The 26,361-nt window shown below is 42.2% G+C and carries 24 protein-coding genes; 11 read left to right on the plus strand and 13 right to left on the minus strand.

Features of this window, described 5'->3' with window-relative positions:
* Positions 1 to 1,140: 1,140 nt before the first annotated feature.
* Positions 1,141 to 2,373: a tyrosine--tRNA ligase gene (tyrS, locus tag D7V32_RS11750; protein WP_120403048.1), complete on the minus strand. Its 1,233-nt coding sequence runs from the start codon at positions 2,371 to 2,373 to the stop codon at positions 1,141 to 1,143.
* Between the two features lie 63 nt (positions 2,374 to 2,436).
* On the opposite strand from tyrS, the gene D7V32_RS11755 reads away from it, so the two are divergent.
* Positions 2,437 to 3,564, plus strand: coding sequence for an anhydro-N-acetylmuramic acid kinase (locus D7V32_RS11755; protein ID WP_120403049.1), 1,128 nt, complete (start codon positions 2,437 to 2,439; stop codon positions 3,562 to 3,564).
* Positions 3,565 to 3,771: 207 nt separating this feature from the next.
* Here the strand turns inward: D7V32_RS11755 and D7V32_RS11760 are convergent, their stop codons facing one another.
* The 4 genes from D7V32_RS11760 to D7V32_RS11775 all read right to left on the minus strand — a co-directional run bounded on the left by D7V32_RS11760 (position 3,772) and on the right by D7V32_RS11775 (position 7,967).
* The gene (locus D7V32_RS11760; protein ID WP_120403050.1) at positions 3,772 to 5,061 is read right to left on the minus strand and encodes a lytic murein transglycosylase; all 1,290 of its coding nucleotides are present in this window, start codon (positions 5,059 to 5,061) and stop codon (positions 3,772 to 3,774) included.
* Between the two features lie 713 nt (positions 5,062 to 5,774).
* Positions 5,775 to 6,896: a 5-(carboxyamino)imidazole ribonucleotide synthase gene (locus D7V32_RS11765; RefSeq protein ID WP_120403051.1), complete on the minus strand. Its 1,122-nt coding sequence runs from the start codon at positions 6,894 to 6,896 to the stop codon at positions 5,775 to 5,777.
* A 27-nt stretch (positions 6,897 to 6,923) separates the two neighbouring features.
* Positions 6,924 to 7,436 carry a 5-(carboxyamino)imidazole ribonucleotide mutase gene (purE, locus tag D7V32_RS11770; protein ID WP_120403052.1) on the minus strand — a complete coding sequence of 171 codons (513 nt, stop codon included), beginning with the start codon at positions 7,434 to 7,436 and terminating at the stop codon, positions 6,924 to 6,926.
* 192 nt (positions 7,437 to 7,628) lie between these two features.
* Entirely contained in the window at positions 7,629 to 7,967 is a 339-nt protein-coding gene (locus D7V32_RS11775) for a DMT family protein (RefSeq protein WP_120403053.1), read from the minus strand.
* Between the two features lie 255 nt (positions 7,968 to 8,222).
* On the opposite strand from D7V32_RS11775, the gene mpl reads away from it, so the two are divergent.
* The gene (gene mpl / locus D7V32_RS11780; RefSeq protein WP_120403054.1) at positions 8,223 to 9,587 is read left to right on the plus strand and encodes a UDP-N-acetylmuramate:L-alanyl-gamma-D-glutamyl-meso-diaminopimelate ligase; all 1,365 of its coding nucleotides are present in this window, start codon (positions 8,223 to 8,225) and stop codon (positions 9,585 to 9,587) included.
* 62 nt (positions 9,588 to 9,649) lie between these two features.
* Here mpl and D7V32_RS11785 read toward each other — a convergent pair whose 3' ends face one another.
* The 3 genes from D7V32_RS11785 to D7V32_RS11795 form a co-directional block, all read right to left on the minus strand.
* Complete coding sequence (locus D7V32_RS11785; protein ID WP_120403055.1) at positions 9,650 to 10,114, minus strand: BLUF domain-containing protein; 465 nt, start codon at positions 10,112 to 10,114, stop codon at positions 9,650 to 9,652.
* A 486-nt stretch (positions 10,115 to 10,600) separates the two neighbouring features.
* Positions 10,601 to 10,900, minus strand: coding sequence for a GNAT family N-acetyltransferase (locus tag D7V32_RS11790; protein ID WP_120403056.1), 300 nt, complete (start codon positions 10,898 to 10,900; stop codon positions 10,601 to 10,603).
* Between the two features lie 271 nt (positions 10,901 to 11,171).
* Complete coding sequence (locus tag D7V32_RS11795) at positions 11,172 to 11,453, minus strand: GNAT family N-acetyltransferase (protein ID WP_120403057.1); 282 nt, start codon at positions 11,451 to 11,453, stop codon at positions 11,172 to 11,174.
* 128 nt (positions 11,454 to 11,581) lie between these two features.
* Between D7V32_RS11795 and D7V32_RS11800 the strand changes: the two genes are divergently transcribed.
* The 4 genes from D7V32_RS11800 (at position 11,582) to D7V32_RS11815 (ending at position 15,824) form a co-directional block, all read left to right on the plus strand.
* Positions 11,582 to 12,781 (plus strand): sugar transporter, encoded by a 1,200-nt coding sequence (locus tag D7V32_RS11800; RefSeq protein WP_120403058.1) that lies wholly within the window; start codon positions 11,582 to 11,584, stop codon positions 12,779 to 12,781.
* Positions 12,782 to 13,071: 290 nt separating this feature from the next.
* Positions 13,072 to 14,037: a TerC family protein gene (locus tag D7V32_RS11805; protein ID WP_120403059.1), complete on the plus strand. Its 966-nt coding sequence runs from the start codon at positions 13,072 to 13,074 to the stop codon at positions 14,035 to 14,037.
* A 257-nt stretch (positions 14,038 to 14,294) separates the two neighbouring features.
* Positions 14,295 to 14,660: a hypothetical protein gene (locus D7V32_RS11810; protein ID WP_120403060.1), complete on the plus strand. Its 366-nt coding sequence runs from the start codon at positions 14,295 to 14,297 to the stop codon at positions 14,658 to 14,660.
* A gap of 3 nt (positions 14,661 to 14,663) precedes the next feature.
* Positions 14,664 to 15,824, plus strand: coding sequence for a glutathionylspermidine synthase family protein (locus D7V32_RS11815; protein WP_120403061.1), 1,161 nt, complete (start codon positions 14,664 to 14,666; stop codon positions 15,822 to 15,824).
* 66 nt (positions 15,825 to 15,890) lie between these two features.
* Here D7V32_RS11815 and D7V32_RS11820 read toward each other — a convergent pair whose 3' ends face one another.
* The gene (locus tag D7V32_RS11820) at positions 15,891 to 16,364 is read right to left on the minus strand and encodes a hypothetical protein (protein WP_120403062.1); all 474 of its coding nucleotides are present in this window, start codon (positions 16,362 to 16,364) and stop codon (positions 15,891 to 15,893) included.
* 111 nt (positions 16,365 to 16,475) lie between these two features.
* Positions 16,476 to 17,078 (minus strand): nucleotidyltransferase family protein, encoded by a 603-nt coding sequence (locus D7V32_RS11825; RefSeq protein ID WP_228200213.1) that lies wholly within the window; start codon positions 17,076 to 17,078, stop codon positions 16,476 to 16,478.
* Between the two features lie 133 nt (positions 17,079 to 17,211).
* On the opposite strand from D7V32_RS11825, the gene guaD reads away from it, so the two are divergent.
* The 3 genes from guaD (at position 17,212) to D7V32_RS11840 (ending at position 19,715) form a co-directional block, all read left to right on the plus strand.
* Positions 17,212 to 18,534, plus strand: a complete 1,323-nt coding sequence (guaD, locus tag D7V32_RS11830) for a guanine deaminase (RefSeq protein ID WP_120403064.1) — start codon at positions 17,212 to 17,214, stop codon at positions 18,532 to 18,534.
* Positions 18,535 to 18,743: 209 nt separating this feature from the next.
* Positions 18,744 to 19,271: a hypoxanthine phosphoribosyltransferase gene (gene hpt / locus D7V32_RS11835; RefSeq protein ID WP_120403065.1), complete on the plus strand. Its 528-nt coding sequence runs from the start codon at positions 18,744 to 18,746 to the stop codon at positions 19,269 to 19,271.
* Positions 19,272 to 19,457: 186 nt separating this feature from the next.
* On the plus strand, positions 19,458 to 19,715 hold the full coding sequence (locus D7V32_RS11840; RefSeq protein ID WP_120403066.1) for a GlsB/YeaQ/YmgE family stress response membrane protein: 258 nt from the start codon (positions 19,458 to 19,460) through the stop codon (positions 19,713 to 19,715).
* A gap of 48 nt (positions 19,716 to 19,763) precedes the next feature.
* Here D7V32_RS11840 and D7V32_RS11845 read toward each other — a convergent pair whose 3' ends face one another.
* A complete protein-coding gene (locus D7V32_RS11845) occupies positions 19,764 to 20,468 on the minus strand; it encodes a DsbC family protein (RefSeq protein ID WP_171407652.1) in 705 nt (234 codons plus the stop codon).
* 96 nt (positions 20,469 to 20,564) lie between these two features.
* Positions 20,565 to 21,533 carry a CDF family Co(II)/Ni(II) efflux transporter DmeF gene (dmeF, locus tag D7V32_RS11850; RefSeq protein WP_120403067.1) on the minus strand — a complete coding sequence of 323 codons (969 nt, stop codon included), beginning with the start codon at positions 21,531 to 21,533 and terminating at the stop codon, positions 20,565 to 20,567.
* Between the two features lie 57 nt (positions 21,534 to 21,590).
* On the opposite strand from dmeF, the gene D7V32_RS11855 reads away from it, so the two are divergent.
* Positions 21,591 to 21,857, plus strand: a complete 267-nt coding sequence (locus D7V32_RS11855; RefSeq protein ID WP_120403068.1) for a metal/formaldehyde-sensitive transcriptional repressor — start codon at positions 21,591 to 21,593, stop codon at positions 21,855 to 21,857.
* A gap of 110 nt (positions 21,858 to 21,967) precedes the next feature.
* On the plus strand, positions 21,968 to 23,146 hold the full coding sequence (locus D7V32_RS11860) for an MFS transporter (RefSeq protein ID WP_120403069.1): 1,179 nt from the start codon (positions 21,968 to 21,970) through the stop codon (positions 23,144 to 23,146).
* Positions 23,147 to 23,829: 683 nt separating this feature from the next.
* On the opposite strand, the gene D7V32_RS11865 is transcribed toward D7V32_RS11860, so the two are convergent.
* Entirely contained in the window at positions 23,830 to 26,265 is a 2,436-nt protein-coding gene (locus D7V32_RS11865; protein WP_120403070.1) for a DUF3987 domain-containing protein, read from the minus strand.
* Positions 26,266 to 26,361: the final 96 nt, after the last annotated feature.

A 26,361-nucleotide genomic window follows, 5' to 3' on the forward strand; every position in this document is an offset into this window, starting at 1 on the left:
CCTAATTAACGATATATTTCACGTATGTATTTTTTTTCTACAAAAATGGTAAAAAAATTGAATTTTAAGCTATTTTTTAAGCATTTTAAGTTAAAAAAATGCATTTATAGGTATTTTTTGTCTTTAAATTTCATTTGGACGCAAAATCATTCTGCTGCATATTTAGGCATAAAAACTATTAATACAAATTTTCATAAGGTCATGGCTATATTTTTATAAAACTTAAGCCCCGCTTTAAAAAAAGCTATTTGTGATGAATTGCACACTATCAGCTAAACACTCTATGTCAGCCTCTTTTACTAAATACACCATAAGCCCTAAAACCGTTTGCTATTTACCCATAAAACCTTCAGCAGAAAAAATACACCCAGCTAAACAAATACTCAGATACGAACGCGAACAGCTAATACATTACGCCTAACTCTAATCACTCAAAACTGGTAAATAATGAATTCGCTTCTTGAAATAATTACCGCTTTAATTTGATTGACTGGGACTCAAAGAGAAATCGCAGCACTTTATCAATCCGCTCATCATTGTTTTGAGGATCATAATAAGCAGCGCTCCCTTTCTTATATTTGCAGTTTCTGTGCATTTATATGGCATGCTGCTGTATTTTTTTAAACAACTACCCTTATAAAGAACCTTAATATACAGCTTTAGCATCAAGTGATCATCTGCAACATAAAAGCACGCTGTACCAAGAAATATAAAAAGGACAAACCATATTGTAAAAATATTAACAACCGCTTTAACACTGTTATGAATTTTTAGGCAATAAAAAGGAAGAGATCTCTCCCAAAATCCCTTCCTTGGAGTTGAATCTAAATTCGATCCATTCTGTAGTTATTATTGTTATCTTTAACATCAATTAAAAAATAGTCTCTTGGGGAAGAGGCTGATTTCAATTGTGAAGTTACTTTATTTTAAACACCCTCTAGATATGCTTCAAAATCTCTAGATGGATAAATCTTAAACATAAGATTCAAAAAATGCAATACTGATGGGAAAAATTAACTGTTGTTTTTATAAGGTTTTTTTGAATTTGCTTATTTAAATTATTAATATGAAATATCCATAAAAAAAGCAGGCCAAAGCCTGCTTTTAATTCAATGACTTAAAATCATCTAAACCATTCTATCAGTCTACAAAGATCACTTTAGCAATCGCTTTTTTGCTGGCTTGAACAATCAAAGTGACATTTTCTTTCACAGAAAAAGAAGCATCCACTTCCTTCCAGTCAATTTTAACCGCACCGCGGGCAACAGCATCTTTTGCTTGAGCTGCATTTTTAACCAAGCCTGATGCACGTAAAATAGAAGCAATAAACAATTCACCGCCAAATTCAGCACGTGAAATAGTGATTTCAGGCGTACCTTCCGGCAATTCGCCTTCAGTAATCAGGTTGCCTGCACCTTTATGTGCGCTGGCTGCTGCTTCCGCACCATGGAAACGCTCAACCAACTCAAGCGCAAGAATCTTTTTCACTTCCTGCGGGTTGCGGCCTTGCGCAATTTCTTTAAGCAAAACTTGAATTTCTTCAATTGACTTAAAGCTTAAAAGATCAAAATAACGTTCAATTAATGCATCTGGCATAGAAAGCACTTTTTGATACATCGCACCTGGAGCATCAAAGACACCAATATAGTTGCCTAAAGATTTAGACATCTTATTCACGCCATCCAAACCTTCAAGAATTGGCACCGTAATACATACTTGCGCTTCTTGATCGTAACGGCCTTGCAGTGTGCGGCCCATTAACAAGTTAAAGGTTTGGTCTGTACCGCCAAGCTCAACATCCGCCTCAAGCGCAATTGAGTCATAACCTTGTACCAATGGATACAAAAACTCATGAATTGCAATTGGCTGCTGATTATTATAACGCTTGGTAAAGTCATCACGCTCTAACATACGCGCCACAGTCTGCTGCGATGCCAACTGAATTAAATCTGCTGCTGTTTTTGACGCAAACCATTCAGAGTTAAAACGTACTTTCGTTTTATTTGGATCAAGAATTTTAAATACTTGTTCTTGATATGTTTTTGCATTTTCTAAAACTTGTTCGCGTGATAATGGCGGACGGGTTGCGCTCTTACCTGTTGGATCACCAATCATAGCTGTGTAATCACCAATCAAGAAAGTCACGTTATGACCCAAATCTTGGAAGGTTTTTAGCTTATTAATCAGCACAGTATGACCCAAATGTAAATCAGGTGCTGTAGGATCAAAACCTGCTTTAATATTTAAAGGACGGTTTTCCTTTAATTTTTTCAGCAGATCTTCTTCAGAAATAATTTCATGTGTGCCTCGTTGAATGAGGGCAAGTTGTTCTTCAGCCGGCAGGAAATTTGACATCTCAAAACCCAAATACATCAGTTATTCAATTTGTGCGATATACTAACACTTTTTCAGCACATTGCAGGCTTAAGAATAATCATGACAGCGATCTATATTGGGGTAATGACCGGCACAAGCATGGATGGTGTCGATATTGTTGCTGCTTCTTTTGATCCACTGCAGCTGCATGCTACGCTGACTCTCGAATTTGATCCTGACTTGCGCGATGAGCTGATGGCGCTGACGCTGCCGGATGACAATGAAATTGACCGCATGGGCAAAGCCGATGTCGCGCTTGCCAAAATGATTGGTGAAGGCATTAATTGTTTAATCGAACAAAATCATTTAGACAAAACTCAAATTAAAGCGATTGGCTCTCATGGACAAACCATTCGCCACCGCCCCGAACACGGTTTTACCCTGCAAATTGGCGACCCGAATATTATTACTGAAATCACCCAAATTCCGGTAATTTCAGACTTCCGCCGCCGCGATATGGCAGCTGGCGGTCAAGGCGCACCGCTTGTGCCTGCATTTCACCAAGATGTTTTCCAGCACGAATCAATTCACCGAGTGATTTTAAACTTAGGCGGCATTGCCAACGTCAGCTTATTGCCCGCAGGCCAGCCGGAACAAGTGTATGGTTTCGATACAGGCCCTGCCAATATTTTGATGGATGCTTGGTGCGAACGTTATACAGGCCAGCCATATGATGAAAATGGCAACTGGGCAGCTTATGGCACCCCCATCCGCAGCCTGCTGGATCGCCTGCAATCTCATGATTTTTTCTCCAAAGAACCGCCTAAAAGCACAGGCCGTGAAGACTTCAATCTTGAATGGCTAGATGAACAGATTGCAGACTGGCGCAGTGATTTAGAATATGACGAACTGGAAGATATACCTGAAAATATTCAGGCAACGCTGATGAAGCTCACGACCCGCGCCATTAAAAAAGCCATTTACCGCTCAGGCATGCCAACAGGTGAAGTCTATGTTTGCGGCGGCGGCGCCTATAATTCACATCTTTTAGAACAATTACGCTGGCGTTTGCGCAAACATGAATGGACTGTTCAAAGCACCGCAGATATCGGTCTTAGCCCGACATGGGTAGAGGCGGCAGCATTTGCTTGGCTCGCCATGCGCTTTATGGACCAGCTCAGCGGCAATTTACCGGCAGTGACTGGCGCTGCCGGCTATCGTGTACTTGGCACGATTAGCGCCGTTTAATCACCTCAGCTCTTTATTTGAATAAAAATCTAAAGATTAAATATCTCTCATAAGTCAAAAATGATCATTCATTCGCAGTAAGATGAATACTGAAAATCCCCATCTTTCTAAGATGAGGAGCATGCTCCTCAAGAGGATAAGGGAAATTTTTCATATAAATCTTCTCCCTAGCCCTCTCTTTAAAAAGGAGAGGGACTTTCCGCGGTATTACCTCATCATCGTTTTCGCATTTTCATTGCGAAAAGCTTTTAAAATTTGCTGACCTGCACGGCCTGTCGGACTTAAACCCAGCTTCAGCTGCTCCTGACGAATTGCCTGGCGGGTTTTGTCGCCAATCAAGCCATCTACAGCGCCAATGTCATAACCTTTATTCAGCAAATACTGCTGAATCTCTCTGCGCTCTGTACGAGACGTACCCGCATCATCTGTTGGCCAAGCGGTACTAAAGCCCCCCTTACCTTGCAAACGGTCAGACAAATGCGCAATCGCCAAAGCATAGCTTTCCGCTGCATTATAACTATATATAGCATCAAAATTTTTAAAGACTAAAAAGGATGGACCCTGCGCTCCTGCTGGAGACATTAAACCAGCCTGAGAACTGTCAAATAGATTACCCTGCACCAAAGGTGAACCGTCTGCGCGCATCACGCCTTGACTAGCCCAATAAGCCAGTGATTTTTTATTGCGCCGCCCTTCTCCGCCAATTTGCATGCCTGCAGGCAGCCGCACTTCAACCCCCCAAGGCTGTCCAGTTTGCCAACCGCGCTTTTTGAGGAAATTCGCTGTAGACGCCAAAGCGTCTGTGGTACTTGATACCAAATCACGGCGGCCATCACCATCAAAATCTACTGCCAGCTCCTCATAGGTAGACGGCATAAATTGAGTATGACCAAAAGCGCCTGCCCAAGAACCCTTCAGCTGAGACTCACTGAGATCACTGCGCTGTAAAATCCGCATTGCGGCAAAAAATTCCCCTCGGAAATAGCCTTGGCGGCGGCCTTCACAGCTTAATGTGCCCAAAGACTGCAATAAAGGATAAGAACCTGAAATACCGCCAAAGTTGCTTTCCACCCCCCAAACTGCCACCACAGTTTCCGCTGGAACACCATAAGCAGCAGCCACTCGATTCAGTACATCGCGGTGCTGGGCCAATTTCTGCTGTCCCAGCTGTACACGTTCTTCATCAACCAAACCGGACAAATAATCCCAAATTGGTGTAGAAAACTCAGGCTGATAATTCAGTTTTTCAATGACTGAATAATCCGGCGTTAAATTTTGCGTATAACGGTCATAGGTGGACATACTGACACCCGCATTTAGCGCTTGCGGACGTAAATTTGCCAAACAGCTTTGAAAATTATTTTGCGGCGCGTGATAGCCAGCAGAAGGGCGTATTTCTGTGCCAACACGGACTGGCTGGCCATTAATAATCAATTCAGCATAAGCTTGGGACAAAGCAAGACCCAGCGTAGCAAAGGCAAACAATATACGGCGCATAATATTCTTAATCTTAGTGAAGTGCTGTTTTTACCATACCAGCTCATTCACAAATAGAAAGGCTCAAAACGTAACTTTAAATTCATTTTATAATTTAAATTTATTTTCTCTTTTTAGTTTTAAATTTAAAAACATATCCACAAGGTTAAATTTAAATCATTTTTTAAATTCAAATTCATTTCAATAGGTAATTTTGAATTCAATTTTGCTTTAAATTTAAAAATACTTATCCACAGTTTGATTTTTTCAAGAGCTTTATCAATATATTAACATTTAAATTTAAAACACCATCCAGCGCTCTACTTTAAATTCAAAACACACTGGAACCACCTTTTCGATTTAAATTCATAATTTTGAATTTAAATTCAAAAACAAATTCATTTCAATATATTTGAATTCAAATTTGCATTTTATGCATTTTTATTCTTTTGAATTTAAACTTCGCTCGGCTCAGCAAAGAAATTTTTTAGATCAATCAGCAGCAATAGCCTTAATGCATCCACAAAAGGCACCACTTCGAATAAAATCCGCCATTATTTTGATGATTTTTTACTCATCCGCACATATAAACAACTGAGCATAAAATGTGCAAACACTTTTTAATCAGGCCGACTAATGGCTGCTGATTTAAAAGAGGCGCAATCATGCCCGAACTGTTTACATAAAAAAAGCGACCACAGGTGTGATCGCTTTTTTTAACAGCAACTTAAGGTTTAGATGGTCATATCTTCGCTAAGCGCTAATGGATTCGGTAAAATTTTCGCCAGCTTACGGCACAATACTGTCAATTCTGCGCTGTCATTTGGCATCAAGGTAATGTGGCCAATTTTACGGCCTTCACGCTCTGACTTATTATAAAGATGCAAATGCGCGCCTTCCAAAGCCAGAACATCAGCAGATTTTGGATGCTGACCGATAATGTTCACCATCACCGTTGGACGGACAACAGCCGTAGAACCCAATGGCAAACCAGCAACTGCGCGGATGTGATTTTCAAACTGAGAACACACAGCGCCTTCAATTGACCAGTGGCCAGAGTTATGCACGCGAGGCGCCATTTCATTGGCATATAAGCCTTTGTCCGTCACAAACAGCTCTAGCGTCAATACACCTACATAATTCAGATGATTCAGCAGGCGAGTGATGTAGTCTTGCGCGATAGGCTGCAAGTCTGCACTGTTGGGCGCAGGCACAATAGAGTGCGACAAAATACCGTTATGGTGATGGTTTTCCGCCAAAGGCCAAGTTCTAACATCGCCATTTTGGCCGCGAACCGCGATGATTGAAACCTCACGCGAGAAAGTTACAAAACTTTCAGCAATCAGTTCACCCGCAGGGCCTAACTCAGCCCAAGCCTGTTCAATTTGATCTGCTGTACGCAAGACAAATTGACCTTTGCCGTCATAACCGCCGCGTGAGGTTTTCAGCACGATCGGCAAGCCAAGCTCACTGACTGCAGTTTGAAGGCTTGCTAAAGACGTTACAGTCTTATATGGCGCAACAGGAATGGCCAATTCATCAAACAGCGCTTTTTCAGACAAGCGGTGCTGTGCGATCGCAAGCGCTTGACGCGGCGGATGCAAGTCTTTGTTTTTCGTTAAAACATCAACATCTGCCAAAGGCGTATTTTCAAACTCAAGGCTGAATACATCTGCACTGGCAATAAAATCATTTAAGCCATTGTTTGCCTGTGTTGAATACACTGCGCCCAATGCAGCAGATGGACAGTCTGTACTGGCTTCAAAAAAAGTACATTGAATATTCAGCGGCAATGCAGCTTGCGCCATCATACGGCCAAGCTGGCCGCCGCCAAAAATACCGATGGTTTTATCCATGATAATAACCCTTATAAAGCTTGCGGATTAAGGTTGACCAGGAATGTTTTTGCTCGAAACTTTTTCAGTTTGAGCCGCACGGAAATCTGCAACATTTTTAGCAATTTCAGGGCGTGTAAGACCTAAAATTTGCGCGGCCATAATCGCTGCATTGGCTGCGCCTGCAGGGCCAATCGCCAATGTGCCGACTGCAATGCCTGCCGGCATTTGCACGATAGACAACAATGAATCGACACCATTTAAAATAGATGATTTAACAGGAACACCCAGTACAGGAAGGTCAGTCTTCGCTGCACACATGCCCGGCAAATGCGCAGCTCCGCCAGCGCCTGCAATAATCACTTGAATGCCGCGGTCACGAGCTTGCTCTGCATATTCAAAAAGACGGTCTGGCGTACGGTGCGCAGAAACCACTTCCGCTTCAAATGGGACACCAAGCTGCTTAAGCATATTGGCAGTGTGTTCGAGAGTTGCCCAGTCAGACTGAGAACCCATGATAATTCCAACGAGAGGAGTGTCTTGTGAAGCGGCCGCATTCATTGCAATGTTTCCAGAGATAATTAAGAGAGATAAATCTCGACTAGAGCCAAGCTTTAATAAGAACTCCATATTATAGACTGATTTTACAGCTCTCCAAAATTTAACAGTCAAACTCAGCGCAGATTTTTCCTATTTTTTTGCTCTATATCGTAAAACTTAAATAAAAATAGGGCAGTAGCCCTATGATTTAAATCATTGACTTCTAAATACAAAGTAAACGCAGCCGAACAGACATAAGCCAGCCCACAAATAATCCAGTTTAAAAGGCTGTTTAAAGAGAAAAATCATAAAAGGGACAAAGACCAGCAGAGTCACAACTTCCTGCGTAATTTTCATTTCACCCATGGACCAGCCGCGCTCAGCCAATAACCGTGTTGCAGGAATCATAAAACTATATTCGACCAGCGCAATAATCCAGCTGAACAAAATAGCCTGCCAAATTGGCGCACCCGGCAAAAATTTTAAGTGTCCATACCATGCAAGCGTCATAAAACAGTTGGCAATAATCAATAAAATTAAGGGCAGGGACATGAAGCGTGGCCACCGAGTTGAGAAGCATTTTATTGTACGTTTTTTGCTAAAAAAATCAGTAAATATTGCGCTTTTCAAACGGTTTTTTCAGCAAATAAAGCCGCCGTTTAAGCCGCAGAATAATTAAACGATTAGATACAAGAATCACTATCTTTTCGCCAAGCGCCTTGCTATGGTTGCTTTCACATCGAATCAATCACGACAGCACCACAATAACAAAGTGATGTGTCTATAAAAGCAGTGGAGTGGAAATAAATGCATCTGCATATTTTGGGTATTTGCGGCACCTTTATGGGTTCTTTAGCGCTGCTGGCGCGCGACCTGGGACATAAGGTGACAGGTTCAGACCAAAACGTATATCCACCGATGTCCACTCAGCTTGAAAATGCCGGCATTACCCTGATGCAGGGCTATGACCGCAGCCATTTGCAGCCGCATCCAGACCTCGTCATTGTCGGCAATGCCATGAAACGCGGCATTGATGCAATTGAATATATGCTGAACGAAGGCCTACCATACATATCTGGCCCGCAGTTCTTGGCAGACCATGTCCTGCAAGGCAAACATGTATTAGGCGTTGCTGGCACCCATGGCAAAACCACAACCACAACCATGCTGGCATGGGTACTGGATCAAGCAGGCTTAGAACCAGGTTTCCTGATTGGCGGCGTGCCTTTAGGCTTTAAAGAAAGTGCGCGTTTAGGCGGCGGAAAATACTTCTGTGTAGAAGCAGATGAGTACGATTCTGCATTCTTCGATAAGCGCTCTAAGTTTGTGCATTACCATCCGAAAACAGCCATTTTAAATAACCTTGAATTTGACCATGCCGATATTTTTGATGATTTGGCGGCCATTCAAAAACAGTTCCATCATCTAGTACGTACTATTCCAAGCGAAGGCCGTATCATTGCGCCAATTACAGAAACCAATATTGATGAGGTATTGGAACAGGGCTGCTGGACACCCGTTGTGCGCACATCTTTAGAAGCCAATGCAAAATCTGAACTGTATGCAGAGCAGCTGTCTGCTGACGGTTCTCACTTTAAAGTGCTGCAGCACGGCGTGGTAAAAGGCATCGTGCAATGGAACATGACAGGGCAGCATTCTGTTGCCAATGCGTTAGCAACGATTGCTGCTGCTGAACATGTTGGTGTATCTATTGAAACCGCTTGTGAAGCCTTATCTAATTTTGGCGGTGTAAAGCGCCGTATGGAATTGCTCGGTACTGTACGCGGCATTGAAGTTTATGATGACTTTGCCCATCATCCAACTGCAATTGATACCACGCTGGAAGGCGCGCGCAAACGCCTAGGTGAACGTAAACTATGGGCGATTATTGAACCGCGTTCAAATACCATGCGCATGGGCAGCCATAAAGACGGTTTAGCATATTCTGCACGTTTGGCAGATGAAGTGATTTGGTATCAGCCTGAAGGTTTAGACTGGGACTTGCAGCCTGTTATTGAAGCTGCGACAAATAAAGCAGTTGTTGCCCGTTCATTGGATGACATTATTCAAACTGTTGTTGATGAAGCAGGTGAGGGCGATGCTGTTGTCATTATGTCGAATGGCGGTTTTGGCAGCCTGCACCAAAAGTTGATTAAGGCATTAAATGCTTAAATTGATGCTGTCAATAAAAAAGCCCGCAAAGCGGGCTTTTTTATTTTTTTGCATCCAGTGAATCAAAAAAAATTCTGATAGCCTCTATTTTTATAACCAGCTTGATTACGCAGCGAATCATTTTCCAGTTTATGCAGCATTTCTAACAATACGGGAATTTGATCTTCGGTCAATTGATGCGGCAGAAATGATTTCAGGCCAAATTTTGTAAATAAGTTGGACACCGCGCTATGCCTATTCACATATTTCATCGACCAATGTTTAAAATACTGCTGCTCAATGCAGATATTAGCAAAACGCAGCAGCTGATGATGCCGAGGATCACGCTCAATTTTGGCATATAGCTTTTCTAACAGTTCTGCATCCCCTTCCAAACACTGAAAAAAATAGTCTTCTGCATAATACAGCACACCATGAATACCGTTGAGCTGATTAAAATTTCGGGCTGCGGCTAAAATATCACTTAAATCTTGCAGTAAATCATTGTGAAGTTCTTGGCGGATACTGGCATAGCATAAGCGCATCATAAAAAAAGTCCTTTTATTCGATTTAATTTTGATTATTTTTTGCATCAGAAACTTCTTATTCAGACACTCTTCATTCTCAAAAACGCCTTATTTTTGTATACCTTTCGAATTAATCTAAATCAACGAAAAGTCTTAAAACTCAATCATGCACTCTCATTATGGGAGGCTATTGCATGCTGAAATTACTCCTGCTCGCACTGGCTTGCCTGTACAGCTATGTTTTATGGATTATCGCTACATCATCTGAGTGCAAATAAATGGCTGAATCTTTTAATTTCTTTATTCTGTCTCGGCTGCTGCCTGAAATTTTAGATGCATCAAAAACTTATCTGGCTGAATGCCTCATACAGCTTAGTTTCTGCTGGATCATTCAAAAGAGATCATTCATAAAGCCATGATTAACGGTTATTTGCTAGGCTGGTTCTTAACACCTATATAAACTGCTATTTCAGTCACATAAGCAAACAATATAAATAGCCGTTTTATTTAAAATGATAAAGCAGGCGCAATCACATCCTGTAAACTTTTATCGCGCCTAAACATCACTTCAACATAAGCACAGGCAGGTACAATCTTTAACTGCTGATCACGTGCAAAATCAATCAGCGCATCAAGCATTTCACGCGCAATGCTTTGGCCGCGCAGCGAATGGTCAACCCAAGTATGATTGGCAATAATTTGCTGATCCCCATTCCAGATATAGCTGATCTCTGCAACTCGCTGCCCATTTTCACCTAGCTTGAAAAATTCACCTTGCTGACCATTGTCTTGATGCTGAAGCGGCATTATTTTGTTCCTTCTCAATTTTTGAGCATTAATGCCAAAGCAATAACCACACAAAAGTGTTAATTAATCCGCAAAATACCCAATTTCAGTGATATATAAAAAGTACTGTTTTGCTTAGATTTACTAAACAATTTTTTGCTTTTTTATTTTAAGCTTAGGGGAAAACAATGGACTTATATTTAGTCGCTATAGGCTTTCTTTTACTGATTGCGCTGCTGCTGGCCGTATCTATCTTCAGATCCCGTTTTTAATCAGCTGCGCTCATTCAAACTTATACCAAGACATCACGAATTTCCGGCACTTTATCAAAAACCGATTTGGCAAAAGGGCAAAGCGGAATAATTTTGACTTGCTGTGCTCTGGCATAGCTGACCGCAGCATCCACTAAATGACGGCCAACGCCCTGACCGCGCAGCGTGTCACTGACATGTGTGTGGTCAATAATAAATTTATCCGTACCTGCCCATGAGTAGGTCATTTCAGCAGTGCGCTCACCTTGCTGCTCTATATAAAAACTGCCTTTACTGCCATTAAGCTCTTGCTGTACGATCATCTTGATTTACTGCCCTGTATTTTTTTCTGTTTCAGTCATCTTTTATTAAATTTACAGCTTTTTTTCAATGGCGCTTAACATTTCAACACCATAATTCTAGAATACGCCATTTATTTGACTGCAAAATTATGCCTGTCAGCTCAGCTCTCCCCAAAAGCGCGCAGCAGTGGGTCAGTGTCATCACATTGGCCTTTGCCGCATTTATTTTCAATACCACAGAGTTTATACCCGTTGCGCTGCTCAGTGACATCGGTCAAAGCTTTAATATGGCCGCAACAGATGTCGGCATCATGATTACACTGTATGCATGGGTTGTTGCGCCGATTTCCTTGCCCATTATGCTGCTGACGAAAAATATTGAACGGCGTTTTTTACTCATGGCGCTGTTTACAGTCTTTATCAGCAGCCATGTGCTGTCCTATTTTGCATGGAGCTTTGATATCCTGCTGCTGAGCCGTATCGGTATTGCATTTTCACACGCTCTGTTTTGGGCCATTACCGCATCTTTAGCTGTTCGGGTCGCCCCTCAAGGCAAAGAGTTTCAAGCCTTAGGCTTATTGGCGACAGGCACAGCATTGGCAATGGTGCTGGGTATTCCATTTGGCCGTATGATTGGCGAAGCATATGGCTGGCGCAATACCTTTGCGCTCATTGCGCTGGGAGCATTGGCGGTCTGTATGACTTTAGCGAAAACCTTGCCAAAACTGCCAAGCCAAAATTCAGGCTCAATCAAAAGCCTCAAAGATTTTGCGCAGCGTCCTAGCTTAATGATGGTTTTTGCGCTTACGGTGATTGTGATTACGGCGCAATTTACCGCTTATAGCTACATTGAGCCTTTTGCGCTGAATATCGGAAAATTAAGCGCTGCTGAAACAACTGCGCTGCTGCTGATTTATGGCGGAGCAGGATTTATTGGTTCATATCTGTTTGGCAAATACGGCGCCCGCTTTCCTAAATTGGCCATTCCTTTATTTACTGCCTTTTTAGCCTTAGCGATGCTCTTGATGTCTGCCGCTTCCAGCAGTTTTATCAGTTTCAGCTGCCTGAGCTTATTTTGGGGTATTGGCATTATTGGCTTCAGTTTAGCGCTGCAGGCCAAAACCTTGAACCTTGCTTCTGATGCAACCGATGTCGCAATGGCTATTTATTCAGGTCTTTACAATGTCGGCATTGGCGGCGGTGCGCTGCTGGGCGGCATTGTATCGGTGCATTTGGGATTATCCAGCATCGGCATCGCTGGCGGCATTCTGGCTGTATTCGGCACCATATTCGCAGCTGTTTTAGTCACCCGCCGCGATTTTATGGGCACAGGCACTATACAAAAATAATCAGGCTGAAATTGCTTATTGTTTAAAAATCTGCCATGCTTGGCGCATATTTGGACCCGTTCCAAAACAAAATTTAGTTGAACAAGGGGAGTAGCCTCCTCCAAACGTCAGATGCGTATGCAAAAGACGTGTCAGAATATCGTCATTACACTTTGCAAAAAGTCGGTATCTGAGCATTAGCCCTCGGCTGATGTAGGCAAGACCTTGATCATGTTGTTACAGATGTATTAATTCATCTGGCAGCTGGTCAAGGTTTTTTTATGGCCGATTGTCAGATGTGGAGAACACACATGGAAACGATCGGCAATTTATGGCTGTATCTGGCATTTTTCGGTTTAGTCACCGTTATGCTGCTCATCGACTTTTTAGGCTTTAAAAACAACCAAGGCCAAGAAGTCAAAATTAAAACGGCGGCTTATTGGAGTATTGCCTGGGTTTCAGTGGCTGCCTTGTTTGGCGGCGGCTTATGGCTCTATTTACAGCAGACTGCTGGCGTCAGTGTTGCCAACACGAAAGTGATGGAATACTTCGCCGGCTATCTGTTAGAAAAATCTCTCGCCGTCGACAACGTCTTTGTCTGGCTAATGATTTTCGCAGCCTTTGCAATTCCGCCTGCGCTGCAGCGTAAACTGCTGCTCTACGGCGTATTGGGCGCAATTGTCCTGCGCACCATCTTTATTTTTATCGGTGCATGGTTCGTACAGGAATTCTCTTGGATTCTATATATCTTCGGCGCATTCTTAGTCTATACAGGCTATAAATTCCTGCGCGGCCAAGATGAAGAAGACACCAACATTGAAGATATGGCGATTTTGAAGTGGCTGCGCAAACACATGCGTATCACGCCGCACATGCATGGCGATAAATTCTTTGTCCGCCAAAACGGCATACTGTGGGCAACACCGCTGTTTTTAGTGCTGATTTTAGTAGAAGCTTCAGACGTGATTTTCGCCGTTGACTCTATCCCTGCTATTTTCGCCGTAACCTCAGATCCATTTATTGTATTAACTGCAAACCTGATGGCGATTTTAGGCTTGCGCGCAATGTTCTTCTTACTCTCTGGCACTGCCACTAAAATGCATTATTTGCCATATGGCCTCGGTTTAATCCTTGTCTTTATCGGTTTCAAAATGCTGATGCTGGATGTCTTCCATATGCCAATCTGGATCTCATTGAGCTTTATCGTCATCACCTTAGCAATCACGGCATGGCTTTCAATCCGCCACAGCAAAAAATATAACCAAACAACCATCTAACATTTTGCAGGCTCATCAAAAGCCTTCCGTCAGGAAGGCTTTTTTATTTTTTTCAATAATACCGCTGGTTTCAAACCAAGCTAGGCCTAAGAAAAAAATACTGTATGGCCATCATACAACTCGCATAAACTTGTCCAAATAAACTGATTCAGCCGCTGTACATTAGCACGCACTATAAATATGATAAGCAACCAATAAAAATGCATTTTTTTTATTCAAAGTTTCAAACAAACCGTACATATTCAGGTTAGTCCTTTATGAGAACCAAGCATTTAACATTGGTCATTGTTCCGATGCTTTTAACAGCATGCGGCGGTCAAAAAACATTACAACAAGACGTTTACGATAATCAATATGACTGTTCTTTAGATTGGAATTACGAACTGTGTGAACCAGAATCATCCAGCTACACCGGCAGCACAGCCAGCTCAGGCGGCATACGCTATATCGGGCCGCAGTATTATTCAAATAACCGTAAAGTCCGTTTCCGCGGCAGTAAAATCACAGCATATGGAAACCGCTCAGTTCGCGCGCCGCTTATTTCAACGCGTATTAACAGTCAGGCAAAGTCGACACCTATACGCGGCGGTTTTGGCCGCGGCGGCGGTTCATTTGGCGGTTAAATCATGAAAAGAGTTGTATTGCCCGAGCGCCAGAATTGGCAGCAAACACACCAAGCGATCGGTTTTGATTATTTTAATTTGCCCTCTGCAGATGGATCTATTTACTGGTCTGAAGGCATTGCTTACGAATTTACCTTAAAGCAGATTGAAACACTCGAAGATGCATCAAACGAATTGCATGCAATGTGCTTAGACCTTGCAGCGGATATGATTCAGCGCGGGAATTACCCGCATTATTTTCAGATCCCGCAGGCCGCGATTGCCATGATTGAACAATCATGGAAAAGTAAAAGCCCAATGCTGTATGGGCGTTTTGACTTTGCCTATGACGGCCAAAATATAAAAATGCTGGAATATAACGCAGACACCCCCACAGGCCTGCTGGAAGCTTCCGTTGCTCAATGGCTTTGGATTGAACAAGTCGCTGACATTCCGCACCGAGATCAATTCAACAGCATTCATGAAAAACTGATTAAACGATGGAAAAGCTTATTTACGGCTGGCAGTAAAATCCACTTTGCCGCCTGCCAAGAAGCTGGCCGTGAAGACTGGGGCAATCTTGAATATTTGATGGATACTGCCTTTCAAGCCAATTTGAATGTCAGTGAACTGTCTATGGAAAATATTGGCTGGGATGGGCAAAACTTTGTTGATTTGAATAATCAGGCCATCCGCCATTTATTTAAACTTTATCCGTGGGAATGGATTTGGGAAGAGAATTTTTCACAATATTTACGGCCCCATCATCAGTGGATAGAACCCTGCTGGAAAATGCTCCTTTCGAATAAGGCCTTATTGGTTGAACTTTGGAAACGCCATCCAAACCATCCGCTATTGCTCGAAACACATCCTTATGACCCAGCGCAGCATTATGCTGGAAAATGGGTTAAAAAGCCGATTTTGGCAAGGGAAGGGGCCAATATTCATATTGTGCAAAACGATCTGGATTTAGGCGCAGCTTCTGGCAGTTTTTATTTTGATGATTACGACAAATACGGTTATATCATGCAAAAATGGGTGAAAACACCGCTGCATCACGGCATGCTGCCAACCTTAGGTTTATGGATGGTCGGTGATGAGTGCGCTGGATTATCCATCCGCGAAGATGTGTTTGATGTGATCGGCAATGATGCGCATTTTGCCGCACATTATTTTGTGGAATAGGCCAAAATCAAAGCAGATAACATAAAAAAACGCGGAGCATGCTCCGCGTTTTTTACAGCTATATATTTAAATCGTGTGCGCTGCAACGCGTTTCATATATGACACTAAACGGGTAAAAAATAAAATCTGCAAAATCAAAGTAAATAACGAAATCAGCCACTCATACCATAAGTCAAAAGCGGTTCCATCCAAATTCAAGCCAAAATATAGGCCCAGTAAAATCAAGCCAAAAATTATGCCAGCTACAGTCGTTTGAACCAAAATAGGAAAGGATAGCGCCGTAATTCGGCTAATAAAGTGTTCTCCGTCATCACCGCCATTCGCTTTATATGCGCTTTGAATCCCGGCAAACATAATAATCAGGGTTAAAAGGCTTTCTGCGCCAATGACGCGAGTGTCATAATAAGGTGAAAACATGCCATAGTAATAAACGGCAGAAACCAAAAGCGCGGTGACTAAATAATAGTTTTTATAATGCTTTTTCTCTAAGGTATTTTCTGCAAGTTCATGCGCTAAAGCTTTGGTATTCCAAAAATACATTTCTTATTGATCTCTACATTCTTCATTTGCGCACACTTTACTTACTCTTGCGTCAAAATTAAAGTCCATCTGCAATGTTCTTTTTTGAATACCTTTAGAAACGTCATATTTTTAGGCATCAATCAGCTGCAGCTTGGGCCATTTGGCTCGAAAGCATTTTGACTGTATACGCTGTGCAAAAACTGCATGACTGACCAAGGATGCATTCCATCGCAGCTTTAGCTCAAATAAATCCTGCAGCCCAAACGGCGCGATACATTCAAGGCTGTTTTGCGCATTGAGACGCAGCGCAACAGCAGTTGCTGTTTCTGGCCACAAAGACAGCGCATGCTCAACGGAGCAAAGCGGTTCTATCATTTGGCCTGTATCCGTCCTGTACCATTGATGCACATACGCCTGATTGACGACATCCCAAGTCATTTCAGGGAAGAGCTGCTGCAGCTGGCTTTGTATTTCCCGCTGACGGATGCCGTCATCTTTAGCATCAAAATAAATCACATCAGCTTCCGTCTGCGCCAAAACATAAGGCTGGCCATCCAGCTGTGACCACACCAGATTACGGATGAGACCTGCCGCAATATATGCATCTGGCGCAATTTGAAATAACTGACACAGAATCTGCATCATATCATCACGGGCATACACGATGTTTTTCAATTGATCTAGATAAGTCCAGCTTGGCGTTTCAGTCATATTCAGCCTTTTGTTTCGCATACTTTCAGCAATGCTTCGCTATTTAAGCCGCGCTTTTCGGTATGTTAGAGCCCCGACCGCAAAATACAGCAACGGCTTTTTATAGCAAAGTAGGCTACAATCAACCGAAAAAATAGAAATTGTAGGTTTGATTATGTCAAAAACAGCAGCACGCAGCGCAATCCGCGGACGCTTTTTAGACATCGAAAATACAGTTGCCCAAGCATGTGAAATTCACGACCAAGCGCGATATGTAGAAGATGGTTTACTCATTTGCCTAAACGGCAAGATCGAATGGTTTGGCACATGGCAGGACGGGCAGGCGCATCTGCCGCCCGATGTGCAAGTACAGCATTATCCAGACCAGCTGATCATACCGGGCTTTATCGACACTCACATCCATTATCCGCAAACGGAAATGATTGGCGCTTATGGCGAACAGCTGCTGGAATGGCTGGACACTTATACTTTCCCAACAGAGCTGCAATTTTCCGATCCAGCCTATGCTGAAAAAATTGCCGAATTTTTTGTGCAGGAACTGCTGAAAAACGGCACCACAACGGCTTTAGTTTTCTGCACAGTACATCCGCAATCTGTTGATGCCCTGTTTCAAGCGGCACAAAAGCGCCAAATGCGCCTGATTGCCGGCAAAGTCATGATGGACCGCCATGCGCCTGAAAATCTTTGCGACACTGCTGAAAGCGCTTATGCCGACTCTAAACAGCTGATTGAAAAATGGCATGGCAAGGGCCGCAATTTATATGCTGTTACGCCGCGCTTCGCCCCAACATCAACGCCTGAACAATTAGCGCGGGCAGGGCAGTTAAAAGCTGAATATCCAGATGTCTATGTGCATACACACTTAAGTGAAAATAAAAATGAAATTGCATGGGCTAAAGCTTTATTTCCAGAGCAAAAAGGCTATTTAGATGTTTATCATCATTACGGCCTGACAGGATCACGCTCTGTCTTTGCTCATTGCGTGCATTTAGAAGATGACGAATGGCAATGCATGCATGACACCGATTCAGCCATTGCCTTTTGTCCAACCTCTAATCTGTTCCTCGGCAGCGGTTTATTTCCGCTGAAAAAAACATGGGAAGCGCAAGTGAAAGTCGGTTTGGGCACAGACATTGGCGCAGGAACATCCTTCAGCCAGCTGCAAACCATCCAGGAAGCCTACAAAGTACAGCAGCTGCAGGGCGATAAACTGTCTGCATTTGAAGCGCTGTATCATACGACCTTAGGCGGTGCAAAAGCGCTGGATTTGGCAGATCAGCTTGGCAACTTCAATATAGGCAAAGAAGCTGACTTCATTGTTTTAGACCTGCAGCCAACTGCGCTGCAAGCGCTGCGTCAGTCACGCGCCAAAGGCATCGAGGATGCTGTATTTGCCCTGATGATGATGGGCGATGACCGTAATGTGCAAGCTGCCTATGTCTATGGTGAATGCGCATATCAACGTTCAAAAGCCTAAACCTCAGATGGCCAGCTCAAGCAGCAGCACCTAAAAACTGTTGCCTGAGCAATTGATTTTTATAGTAAATAAGATGAACAACACAGACTCACTTACATTCTGAACAGAAAATTTAATGCAAGGCCGCTGAACTTGTATTAAAATTAATGCATATTTTTTAGGTGTTGCTCGTCAACGCCTTTTTTATTTTTGCTTTTAGGTATCTACCCATGACAGTCCAAATGAGCGTGATGATTTCCGCTGAAGAAATTCAAGCTAAAGTGCAAGAGCTGGGCGCTAAAATTGACGCACACTATGCCAACAGCGATAAAGAATTGGTGCTGATCGGCCTGCTGCGCGGTTCTGTAATTTTCATGGCGGACTTATGCCGCACAATCTCTAAACCTCATGAATTAGATTTCATGACCGTATCCAGCTATGGCGGCGGTACGGTATCAAGCCGTGATGTAAAAATTTTAAAAGACCTTGATGGCGAAATCCGCGATAAAGATGTTTTAGTGGTTGAAGATATTATTGACTCTGGCAATACACTCAGCAAAGTACTTGAAATTTTGCAAACACGCGCACCAAACTCAATTGAACTTTGCACCCTAGTCAGCAAACCGTCACGCCGCGAAATTGAGCTTGACGTAAAATTCCTTGGTTTTGAAGTTGAAGATAAGTTTATTGTCGGTTATGGCTTAGACTATGATCAAAAATACCGCCATATACCATTTATTGGTGAAATCGGTCTTTAAGATTCGATATGCATTAAAAAACGGCCGAAGGCCGTTTTTTATTTCTTAGATTAGTTTTTTAAATTTTCACTGAACAAAATCACAACAGTTTTTAGCTGAATTCGGCTTTTTAAAGCAGCAGATCTCACTCAAGATAGAATTGAACACGATGTAAAAACAAATACATGATAAGAAAGGAGAACACATATGTGGTCACTTATTGTTGCGATTGTAGTTGGTTTTATTGCGGGCCTGATCGCCCGAGCAATCCATCCCGGTGAAGACAAAGCTGGATTTATTGTAACAACCTTATTAGGTATTGCCGGTTCTTTACTCGCCACATACGGCGGACGCCTCTTAGGCTTATATGGTGAAAACTCAGCTGCAGGCTTTATCGCCTCTGTTATAGGCGCGCTGATTATTCTGTTTATTTATAATATGATCACTAAAAAATCCAGCGCATAAGCCTCTAAAAAAATACCCGTTCGATGACGGGTATTTTTTGTCTGCTGTTTATTTTTTCACAACCGTTTTAAAACGCTCTTCAATATCAGCGGCAGGGTAGGCACCCATCATTTTTGCGCCATCTTCAAAGATCAGCGCAGGTGTGCCATTTAAGCCCAATGATTTTGCCAGCAGCATATTGCGTTCAATCGGATTTGCACAGCCTTTTTTAGTTTTAGGCTCGATGCCTTTGCTGATTAAATTTTCCCAAGCAAAAGCTGGATCTGACTCACAAAACACTTGCTTCGATGGAGCAACTGACTGCGGTTTCAGCGGCAAAATGAAAGTATAAACCGTGACATCTTTTAACTGATTCAGCTCTACTTCCAGCTGTTTGCAATACGGGCAATTTGGGTCAGAAAATACCGCCAGCTGGCGCTTGCCAGTCCCCCTTACGCTTTTGACGGCATCTTTCAAAGGCAATGCCTTCCAGTCAACTTGCCCAGGACGCAGCATCAGTGACTTCGTCAGATTAGTCTGATCCTTTAAACGGATCATGCTGCCGGCAATGACATATTCAGCATTTTCACTTACATATACCACAGTATCGCCAGCAAAACCGCTGTATAGCCCTGGCATCTCTGTACTTTGCACATGTTCAATCTGCAAAGCAGGATATTTTTGTGTCAGCTGACGCTGAACAGAAGCAGCATCTGCCAAGGCCCATTGCGGCACCAATCCTGCCAACAGCAAAGCACACATTTTTTTAATCATCATGATTACCATCGCCATATTAGTCGCATGATTCTACTTTGTATTTATCTTCTGCATGCAGTTTTTTTCAGTTGTTTACATAGACATTGCAATGCATCATCTTGTTTCACGTGGAACATCACCGTCCTGAGGCCTATTAATTTCAACTGAAATATGCACAATTTCATCATGTATAGATAAAGCCTGCCGCACCATATCTGCATTAAGAGCCTCAGCTGTTTCCAATGCCAAAATACAAGAGAACTTCGCTTTTGCAACTTTCCATACATGCAGGTCTGTAATATCCGCTTTCACTGGCAAACCGGCAATCACCTCACGAATTTCCTCTGCCACAGGATGATCCATTTCTGCATCCAGCAGTGTTTTGCCTGTTTCCTGCATGAGGCCCATAGCCCAGCGCGCAACCAATACAGCGCCCACCAACCCCAATACGGCATCTAAGAAATCCCAGCCCCAATATTTTCCGGCAATCAGGGCAATAATGGCAAAAACCGAAGTGACAGCATCTGCAACCACATGCAAAAAGGCAGCTTTCTGATTTAAATCATGATGATGTTGGTGATGACCTGAATGACCGCTATGTCCATGATGCTCATGATGATGGTGGCTATGATCACCATCATGCAGCAGCCAAGCGCATGCAAGATTAATAAGCAACCCTAAAATGGCAATCGGAATCGCTTCGCTGTAATGAATGTGTACTGGGTTAAATAAACGAATGACAGATTGCACCGCCATCAGCACCGCAACAGCCATCAGCAAAACCGAACTGCTGAAGCCGGCCAGAATTTCAATTTTCCATGTACCAAAGCTAAAACGGAAATCTTGAGCATAACGGCGTGCAGCGCGGTAAGCCATATAGGCTAAACCCAAAGCCAGCACATGGGAACTCATATGCCAGCCATCGGCAAGCAAGGCCATAGAGTTAAAAAACCAACCGCCGGCAATTTCTAGCAGCATCATTACTGCCGTTAAAATCACGGCAATTAAAATGCGCTTTTGCGCCAATGGATTACCTTGGTCAAACTGGTGGCTGTGATGACGTATAATTGAAGCCATATTCATTTTTCATTAAGATTAAATATACTCCCCAGCAGTATATTTATTTTTCAGGAGCAATGCATGAGCCATTTGCATCATGATAAAAAAATTTTAAACCGTGTAAAGCGCCTGCAAGGCCAGCTAAATGCTGTTGAACAGTCTTTGCTGCAGCCAGATGCAGAATGTATTGCTGTATTGCAGCAGGCAGCCGCAATTAAAGGCGCCGTAAATGGCCTGATGAATGAGCTGGTCGAAATGCATTTACGCCATCATGTATTGGGCGGACAGGTAAATATTGATGAAGCCGAACTGGCTGAATTTATGAAGCTGCTGAAACGTTATGCTTAAGTTTCATTTGAAAATTGACCGGCCTCAAGGATATCTTTAAACTAAAAAATATTATTTTCTCATTATTTGCATTTTTCATTATAAATGCATCACCATTTTTGGTTTGAAGCATGGCAAAATCTCAAAATTGGCGCCCTTTTTATATGGTTAGCCTTGCTCTGATTATGGGAACAATCGGCACAGCTCTGGCTAGCCCGCTGTATCCTATTTACCAAGGGCTCTGGCAGCTGCTGCCCAGTCAAATTACTTATATTTTTGTTGCCTATATGTTTGGCTGTTTGGCGACACTGCTGTTTTTAGGCCGCGCCAGCAACAGTTTTGGCTTTTTACGCACGCTGCAGGCAGGCATGCTGTTTGTAATCGCAGGTTTAACTGTATCGGTATTTGCATCTAATGTGATTGTTTTGTCTGCTGCACGTTTTCTCATCGGCATCGCTTCTGGCCTAATTACCACCTCTGCCATGCTGGGACTCATTTACACCATTCCAGACAGCCATAAACAGCATGCGCCGCAAATCAGCTCGATTGTGACCGTGATTGGTTTTGGCTTAGGGCCTATTACTGGCGGGCTGATTGCACAATTTTCAGCGTGGCCGCTGATCATGCCTTATCTTCCAGTCATTTTAGGCGCTGTTATATGCGTTATAGGTTTATTCAGCATTAAACATCGGCCAGCGGAAACTCAAGCTTTTACAGCTGCGCCGCATTTACAATTACCAGAGCGGCAGTATCATCAAGAGTTTTATTTGGCAGGCATTACTGCCTTTTGCGCTTTTGCTGCTTTTAGCCTTTTTGCTTCGCTGGCGCCTTCATTTATTCAGGATATTATTCCATGGCATGGCCCGCTGGTCAGCGGGGCAACGATTTCCAGCATTTTGCTGATCTCAGCGATTGCACAAATTTACGCCAAACAAATAGCACCGCACAAAGTACTGAAGATGGGGCTTATTTCCTTTATTTTCGGCTATATCACTTTAAGCCTCTGCATGCTGCTGCAGTGGGGCAGCTTATTTTTTGTCAGTGTCCTCATGGCTGGAGCAGGCCATGGGCTGGGCCTCTTGGGCGCATTTGGCATCATTCACAGCATCAGCAATTCTGCTAACCGTGCAGCCGTCATGTCGACCTACTTATTTATTGGTTATTTGGGCACAATCGTCCCCATTATTGCCGTCGGGTTCCTAACAGATCATTTTGGTTTCAGCACCAGTATTATCTGTTTTTGCATTGCTATTGGACTGCTTTGCCTGATGCCGCTGCTGTTTAAAGCGCAAATTTCAGATACAGCTTAATTCAGTCCCAATTAAAAAGTGCCTTGTTTAGCCCAAGATTAGGCTTAACAAGGCACTTTTTTGCTGCAATCAATTGCAGCAATTCATCAAACAGTCTTATTTTCCAATACAGAATGTATTATTAATATTTTAAATTATTAATATCAATAATTTATAAATTTAATTTAAAGTCAGTGACTAAAAGGTGACTATTAAAAACAATGATAGAAATTTTCACTAAGGGGCTGTCTAGGATCAGAATAGAATAAATTACTAATCCTTATGTATAGCCCCAAATACGCACTGTTTAGCGCCTATGCATCTTAGATCTTCCACCATATAAAAACATACTATTAGACCAAAACTGCTTATATGCGTGATTTAAAGCGAACTTATACTTAACAAAATGAAGATGCATTATTTATATATTTTTTATCTTAGTTTAAAAATAATAAGGCATTAAATTTTATTTTTCTTTAGAAATGGTGCTAATTTGCTAATTTTACGCTCTAATCCTTATAGATAAATACTTTCACGTTAGCAAACGGTTTGCTAATCGTTGCTAAAATTGCTAATTATTTGCTAAAAATTGATAAAATTAGCAGTTTCTTTAGCAAAATTAGCAGGCATTAGCAGATGGATTGCTAAAACCAAAACCTTATACAGTAAGGCTTTGGCTATGATTTTAGCAAATTAGCAGGTTTTTAGAGGGTTGGATTTTTTTCTATGTACTGCCTACCATTAATTAAGATATTTTTTATATAATTACAGTCCTCTAATTCCTGTAATGCTAAATTTAAAACATCTTTATTTTTTCTAAAAACCATAGGGGCATTAGTCTGTAACTTAGAACGCATGATCTTGGAATCCTTTTGCTTTGCTAACCAGTTCCATAATAGTTGGCTATGGGTTATTTCATTGGTTTCTAAATCAGCATATCTAATCCATTCAGCCAAAGAATGCCGTAACATACTGCAAGCCGACTGCATAATATGCGCCGTGATATATTGTTCTCCCTCAAAATAAGCCAATACCGTAGCCAAACGCCGTGCTAACTGGCTCGCACGACTCGCAAAAGGCTTAATAGATTCATACGGCTTACCTTTGGCTTGATTCAATTCACACTCATTATAAAAGTCTAAATCAATCTGATATGCCTCTGTGTCAAACTGTATGACACGGCGTTTAAACACATCTATCGTGCCTGTATCATCCAAAACACGAGGTATCCCATCAGTATTAGCTAATTCCTTGCACCGTTCCCAATATCGGGTTAATCGGAGATCTTTATACATCAGTTTGGATTGCGCTCTAAACGCTGAATTCTGTTGTCTTTCACCTGCTAGGCTATCAGGTGCAGTGAATAGAAAACGAGGTAAAAAGCCTTGTTCACGCTTAATAGGATCTTTTAACTCACTGTTTAAAATTTCCCTTTGTCCTTGCAAGTTAAATGTTAAACGAACGCCATAGGCTGAACCGCTACCGTTCTCATTTGACTTGGATCGCTGTCTTTGAACAAAGCCATCATCAAACAACTTGGTAAAGCCTCCCAATACACTATTCGCCGTATCGCTTTTCATACTGTGCCCACCAAAGAATTGAGCAGCTTCATCAGTATTAATTGAGCCATCACGGATGACTCTATCAATGTATAAGCCAGCTAATGATTCAAAGGTAATATCATTAAACATTGTATTAGGATCTTGAGGTCGTGGATTCTCTTGTTCAAATGCCTCTCTATTCGTCTTACCCTTTACAGATGCAGATCTTTGCTTCCATTTTTGCAAATCATCACCATACTGCTGCAATTGCATCTTACGAATATCTTTTAAAACCCTATCAGCTATATCTTTGCATGAGCTTTTACGGCTTCCACTTCCGCCCTCAGTAATAAGAAATAAACTACAAGGCTCACCTTGTCCGTTAAAATCCATTGGCTTTGGTGCATTTACTTCCGCTTGAGCTAAATGCGATAGCGTTCCTAGTACACACATTACCGCCATTGCTATAGGGGCTTGTACATATTGAGCAATCGCCTCACTTGCTTCTCTAACAATGATCGGCAAATCTTGAATAGGAAAAGGCGTAGCTTTTGATATGCTTTTTGATAAAGGAATGACCGCTTGCCAAGTATTGGTATCTTTCGCCTTAGATGGCTGTATAAGCCCCATAGAGGCAAGTACATCATTTACCGCCTGTAGTGCTTGGGCTTTATCCATACCACCATGTACAAGTAAATCAAAGCCATCACCGCCTATGGTTTCACACTCTGCACCTTGACCACAAATAAACGTACCATTACCGCCTTGATTATCAAATCTAAAACGATCTTTACCCCCACACATCGGACACGGCGCATGTTCATTTTGATTGGTTGGCAATACATAACCCAACTTTCTAAAAATCTCATGCCATTGCCCATTTGCTTGTGATTTGGCTTGCTCAAAACTAAGAGGTATAATTGATAATGTGTTTAAGGTCGGTTGTGCTTGTCGTGCAATCGGCTTTTCTTTTTCTTCAATTTCTTGAACTGGCAATGACTGTACAAAATTAATCACTTCCTCAGCCGTGTAATGTCTTTTATCCACATGAGCGACTCTAGTGATAAATGCTTCACCTTTTTGATGTTTAAACCCTGCAAGGCGCATAATTCTTGGTAAATCATGTATCCCCTTATCCACACCATCATCCAAGAAATACGCAATCAATCTCTTTTGTAATGCTGTGAATTGATCAAGGGGAATATTGCTATTTTTATCTAATACCCAATAAGCATGATGCTTACCTTTAGATGACTCAATAACCATATTGGGTGGCAAATCTAGGTTAACTAAATCACCAACACGCTCCATATTGACCGTATCAAAATCAACAAATAGCGCACGTACACGAATAATATTTTCTGTTTTACGCCCTTTGCCATCGGTTTGATTAACCGTAACAAATACTCCTGCACCTTGCTCATTATTACGTGCCAGTAGGCTATAGCATTGGGCTAAAGTTCCACTGACAGTTTTTACAAGCGTTTTATCTTTGTGGTCTGCATGATCAGCCAAAGTCTGGAATGTAAAACTTTCACATTGACCAAGAAAATCAAGCATGTATTCCATTTCGTTTCGATCTATTAAAGGGGTAGTCATTTATTCACCCCCATAACGTAACTAGGCGATGAATCCCTAGAATGATAAGAATAAAAATTGTCCCATAAATCAGCCCTAAAGCTAAATCCAATAAAA

This window comes from Acinetobacter tianfuensis, assembly GCF_003611465.1.
In the GTDB taxonomy this organism is placed as follows: Bacteria; Pseudomonadota; Gammaproteobacteria; order Pseudomonadales; family Moraxellaceae; genus Acinetobacter; species Acinetobacter tianfuensis.

Bases quoted from the DNA above. Each gene is read 5' to 3' on its own strand.
- D7V32_RS11790 (WP_120403056.1), bottom strand. From the start codon at position 10,900: ATGCCGCTTCAGCATCAAGACAATGGTCAGCAAGGTGAATTTTTCAAG.
- D7V32_RS11855 (WP_120403068.1), top strand. From the start codon at position 21,591: ATGAGCCATTTGCATCATGATAAAAAAATTTTAAACCGTGTAAAGCGC.
- hpt (WP_120403065.1), top strand. From the start codon at position 18,744: ATGACAGTCCAAATGAGCGTGATGATTTCCGCTGAAGAAATTCAAGCT.
- D7V32_RS11860 (WP_120403069.1), top strand. From the start codon at position 21,968: ATGGCAAAATCTCAAAATTGGCGCCCTTTTTATATGGTTAGCCTTGCT.
- D7V32_RS11805 (WP_120403059.1), top strand. From the start codon at position 13,072: ATGGAAACGATCGGCAATTTATGGCTGTATCTGGCATTTTTCGGTTTA.
- D7V32_RS11840 (WP_120403066.1), top strand. From the start codon at position 19,458: ATGTGGTCACTTATTGTTGCGATTGTAGTTGGTTTTATTGCGGGCCTG.
- D7V32_RS11775 (WP_120403053.1), bottom strand. From the start codon at position 7,967: ATGTCCCTGCCCTTAATTTTATTGATTATTGCCAACTGTTTTATGACG.
- D7V32_RS11845 (WP_171407652.1), bottom strand. From the start codon at position 20,468: ATGATTAAAAAAATGTGTGCTTTGCTGTTGGCAGGATTGGTGCCGCAA.
- D7V32_RS11815 (WP_120403061.1), top strand. From the start codon at position 14,664: ATGAAAAGAGTTGTATTGCCCGAGCGCCAGAATTGGCAGCAAACACAC.
- D7V32_RS11755 (WP_120403049.1), top strand. From the start codon at position 2,437: ATGACAGCGATCTATATTGGGGTAATGACCGGCACAAGCATGGATGGT.
- D7V32_RS11765 (WP_120403051.1), bottom strand. From the start codon at position 6,896: ATGGATAAAACCATCGGTATTTTTGGCGGCGGCCAGCTTGGCCGTATG.
- D7V32_RS11760 (WP_120403050.1), bottom strand. From the start codon at position 5,061: ATGCGCCGTATATTGTTTGCCTTTGCTACGCTGGGTCTTGCTTTGTCC.
- D7V32_RS11800 (WP_120403058.1), top strand. From the start codon at position 11,582: ATGCCTGTCAGCTCAGCTCTCCCCAAAAGCGCGCAGCAGTGGGTCAGT.
- D7V32_RS11825 (WP_228200213.1), bottom strand. From the start codon at position 17,078: ATGCGAAACAAAAGGCTGAATATGACTGAAACGCCAAGCTGGACTTAT.
- dmeF (WP_120403067.1), bottom strand. From the start codon at position 21,533: ATGAATATGGCTTCAATTATACGTCATCACAGCCACCAGTTTGACCAA.
- mpl (WP_120403054.1), top strand. From the start codon at position 8,223: ATGCATCTGCATATTTTGGGTATTTGCGGCACCTTTATGGGTTCTTTA.
- D7V32_RS11810 (WP_120403060.1), top strand. From the start codon at position 14,295: ATGAGAACCAAGCATTTAACATTGGTCATTGTTCCGATGCTTTTAACA.
- D7V32_RS11785 (WP_120403055.1), bottom strand. From the start codon at position 10,114: ATGATGCGCTTATGCTATGCCAGTATCCGCCAAGAACTTCACAATGAT.
- purE (WP_120403052.1), bottom strand. From the start codon at position 7,436: ATGAATGCGGCCGCTTCACAAGACACTCCTCTCGTTGGAATTATCATG.
- D7V32_RS11865 (WP_120403070.1), bottom strand. From the start codon at position 26,265: ATGACTACCCCTTTAATAGATCGAAACGAAATGGAATACATGCTTGAT.
- tyrS (WP_120403048.1), bottom strand. From the start codon at position 2,373: ATGTATTTGGGTTTTGAGATGTCAAATTTCCTGCCGGCTGAAGAACAA.
- guaD (WP_120403064.1), top strand. From the start codon at position 17,212: ATGTCAAAAACAGCAGCACGCAGCGCAATCCGCGGACGCTTTTTAGAC.
- D7V32_RS11820 (WP_120403062.1), bottom strand. From the start codon at position 16,364: ATGTATTTTTGGAATACCAAAGCTTTAGCGCATGAACTTGCAGAAAAT.
- D7V32_RS11795 (WP_120403057.1), bottom strand. From the start codon at position 11,453: ATGATCGTACAGCAAGAGCTTAATGGCAGTAAAGGCAGTTTTTATATA.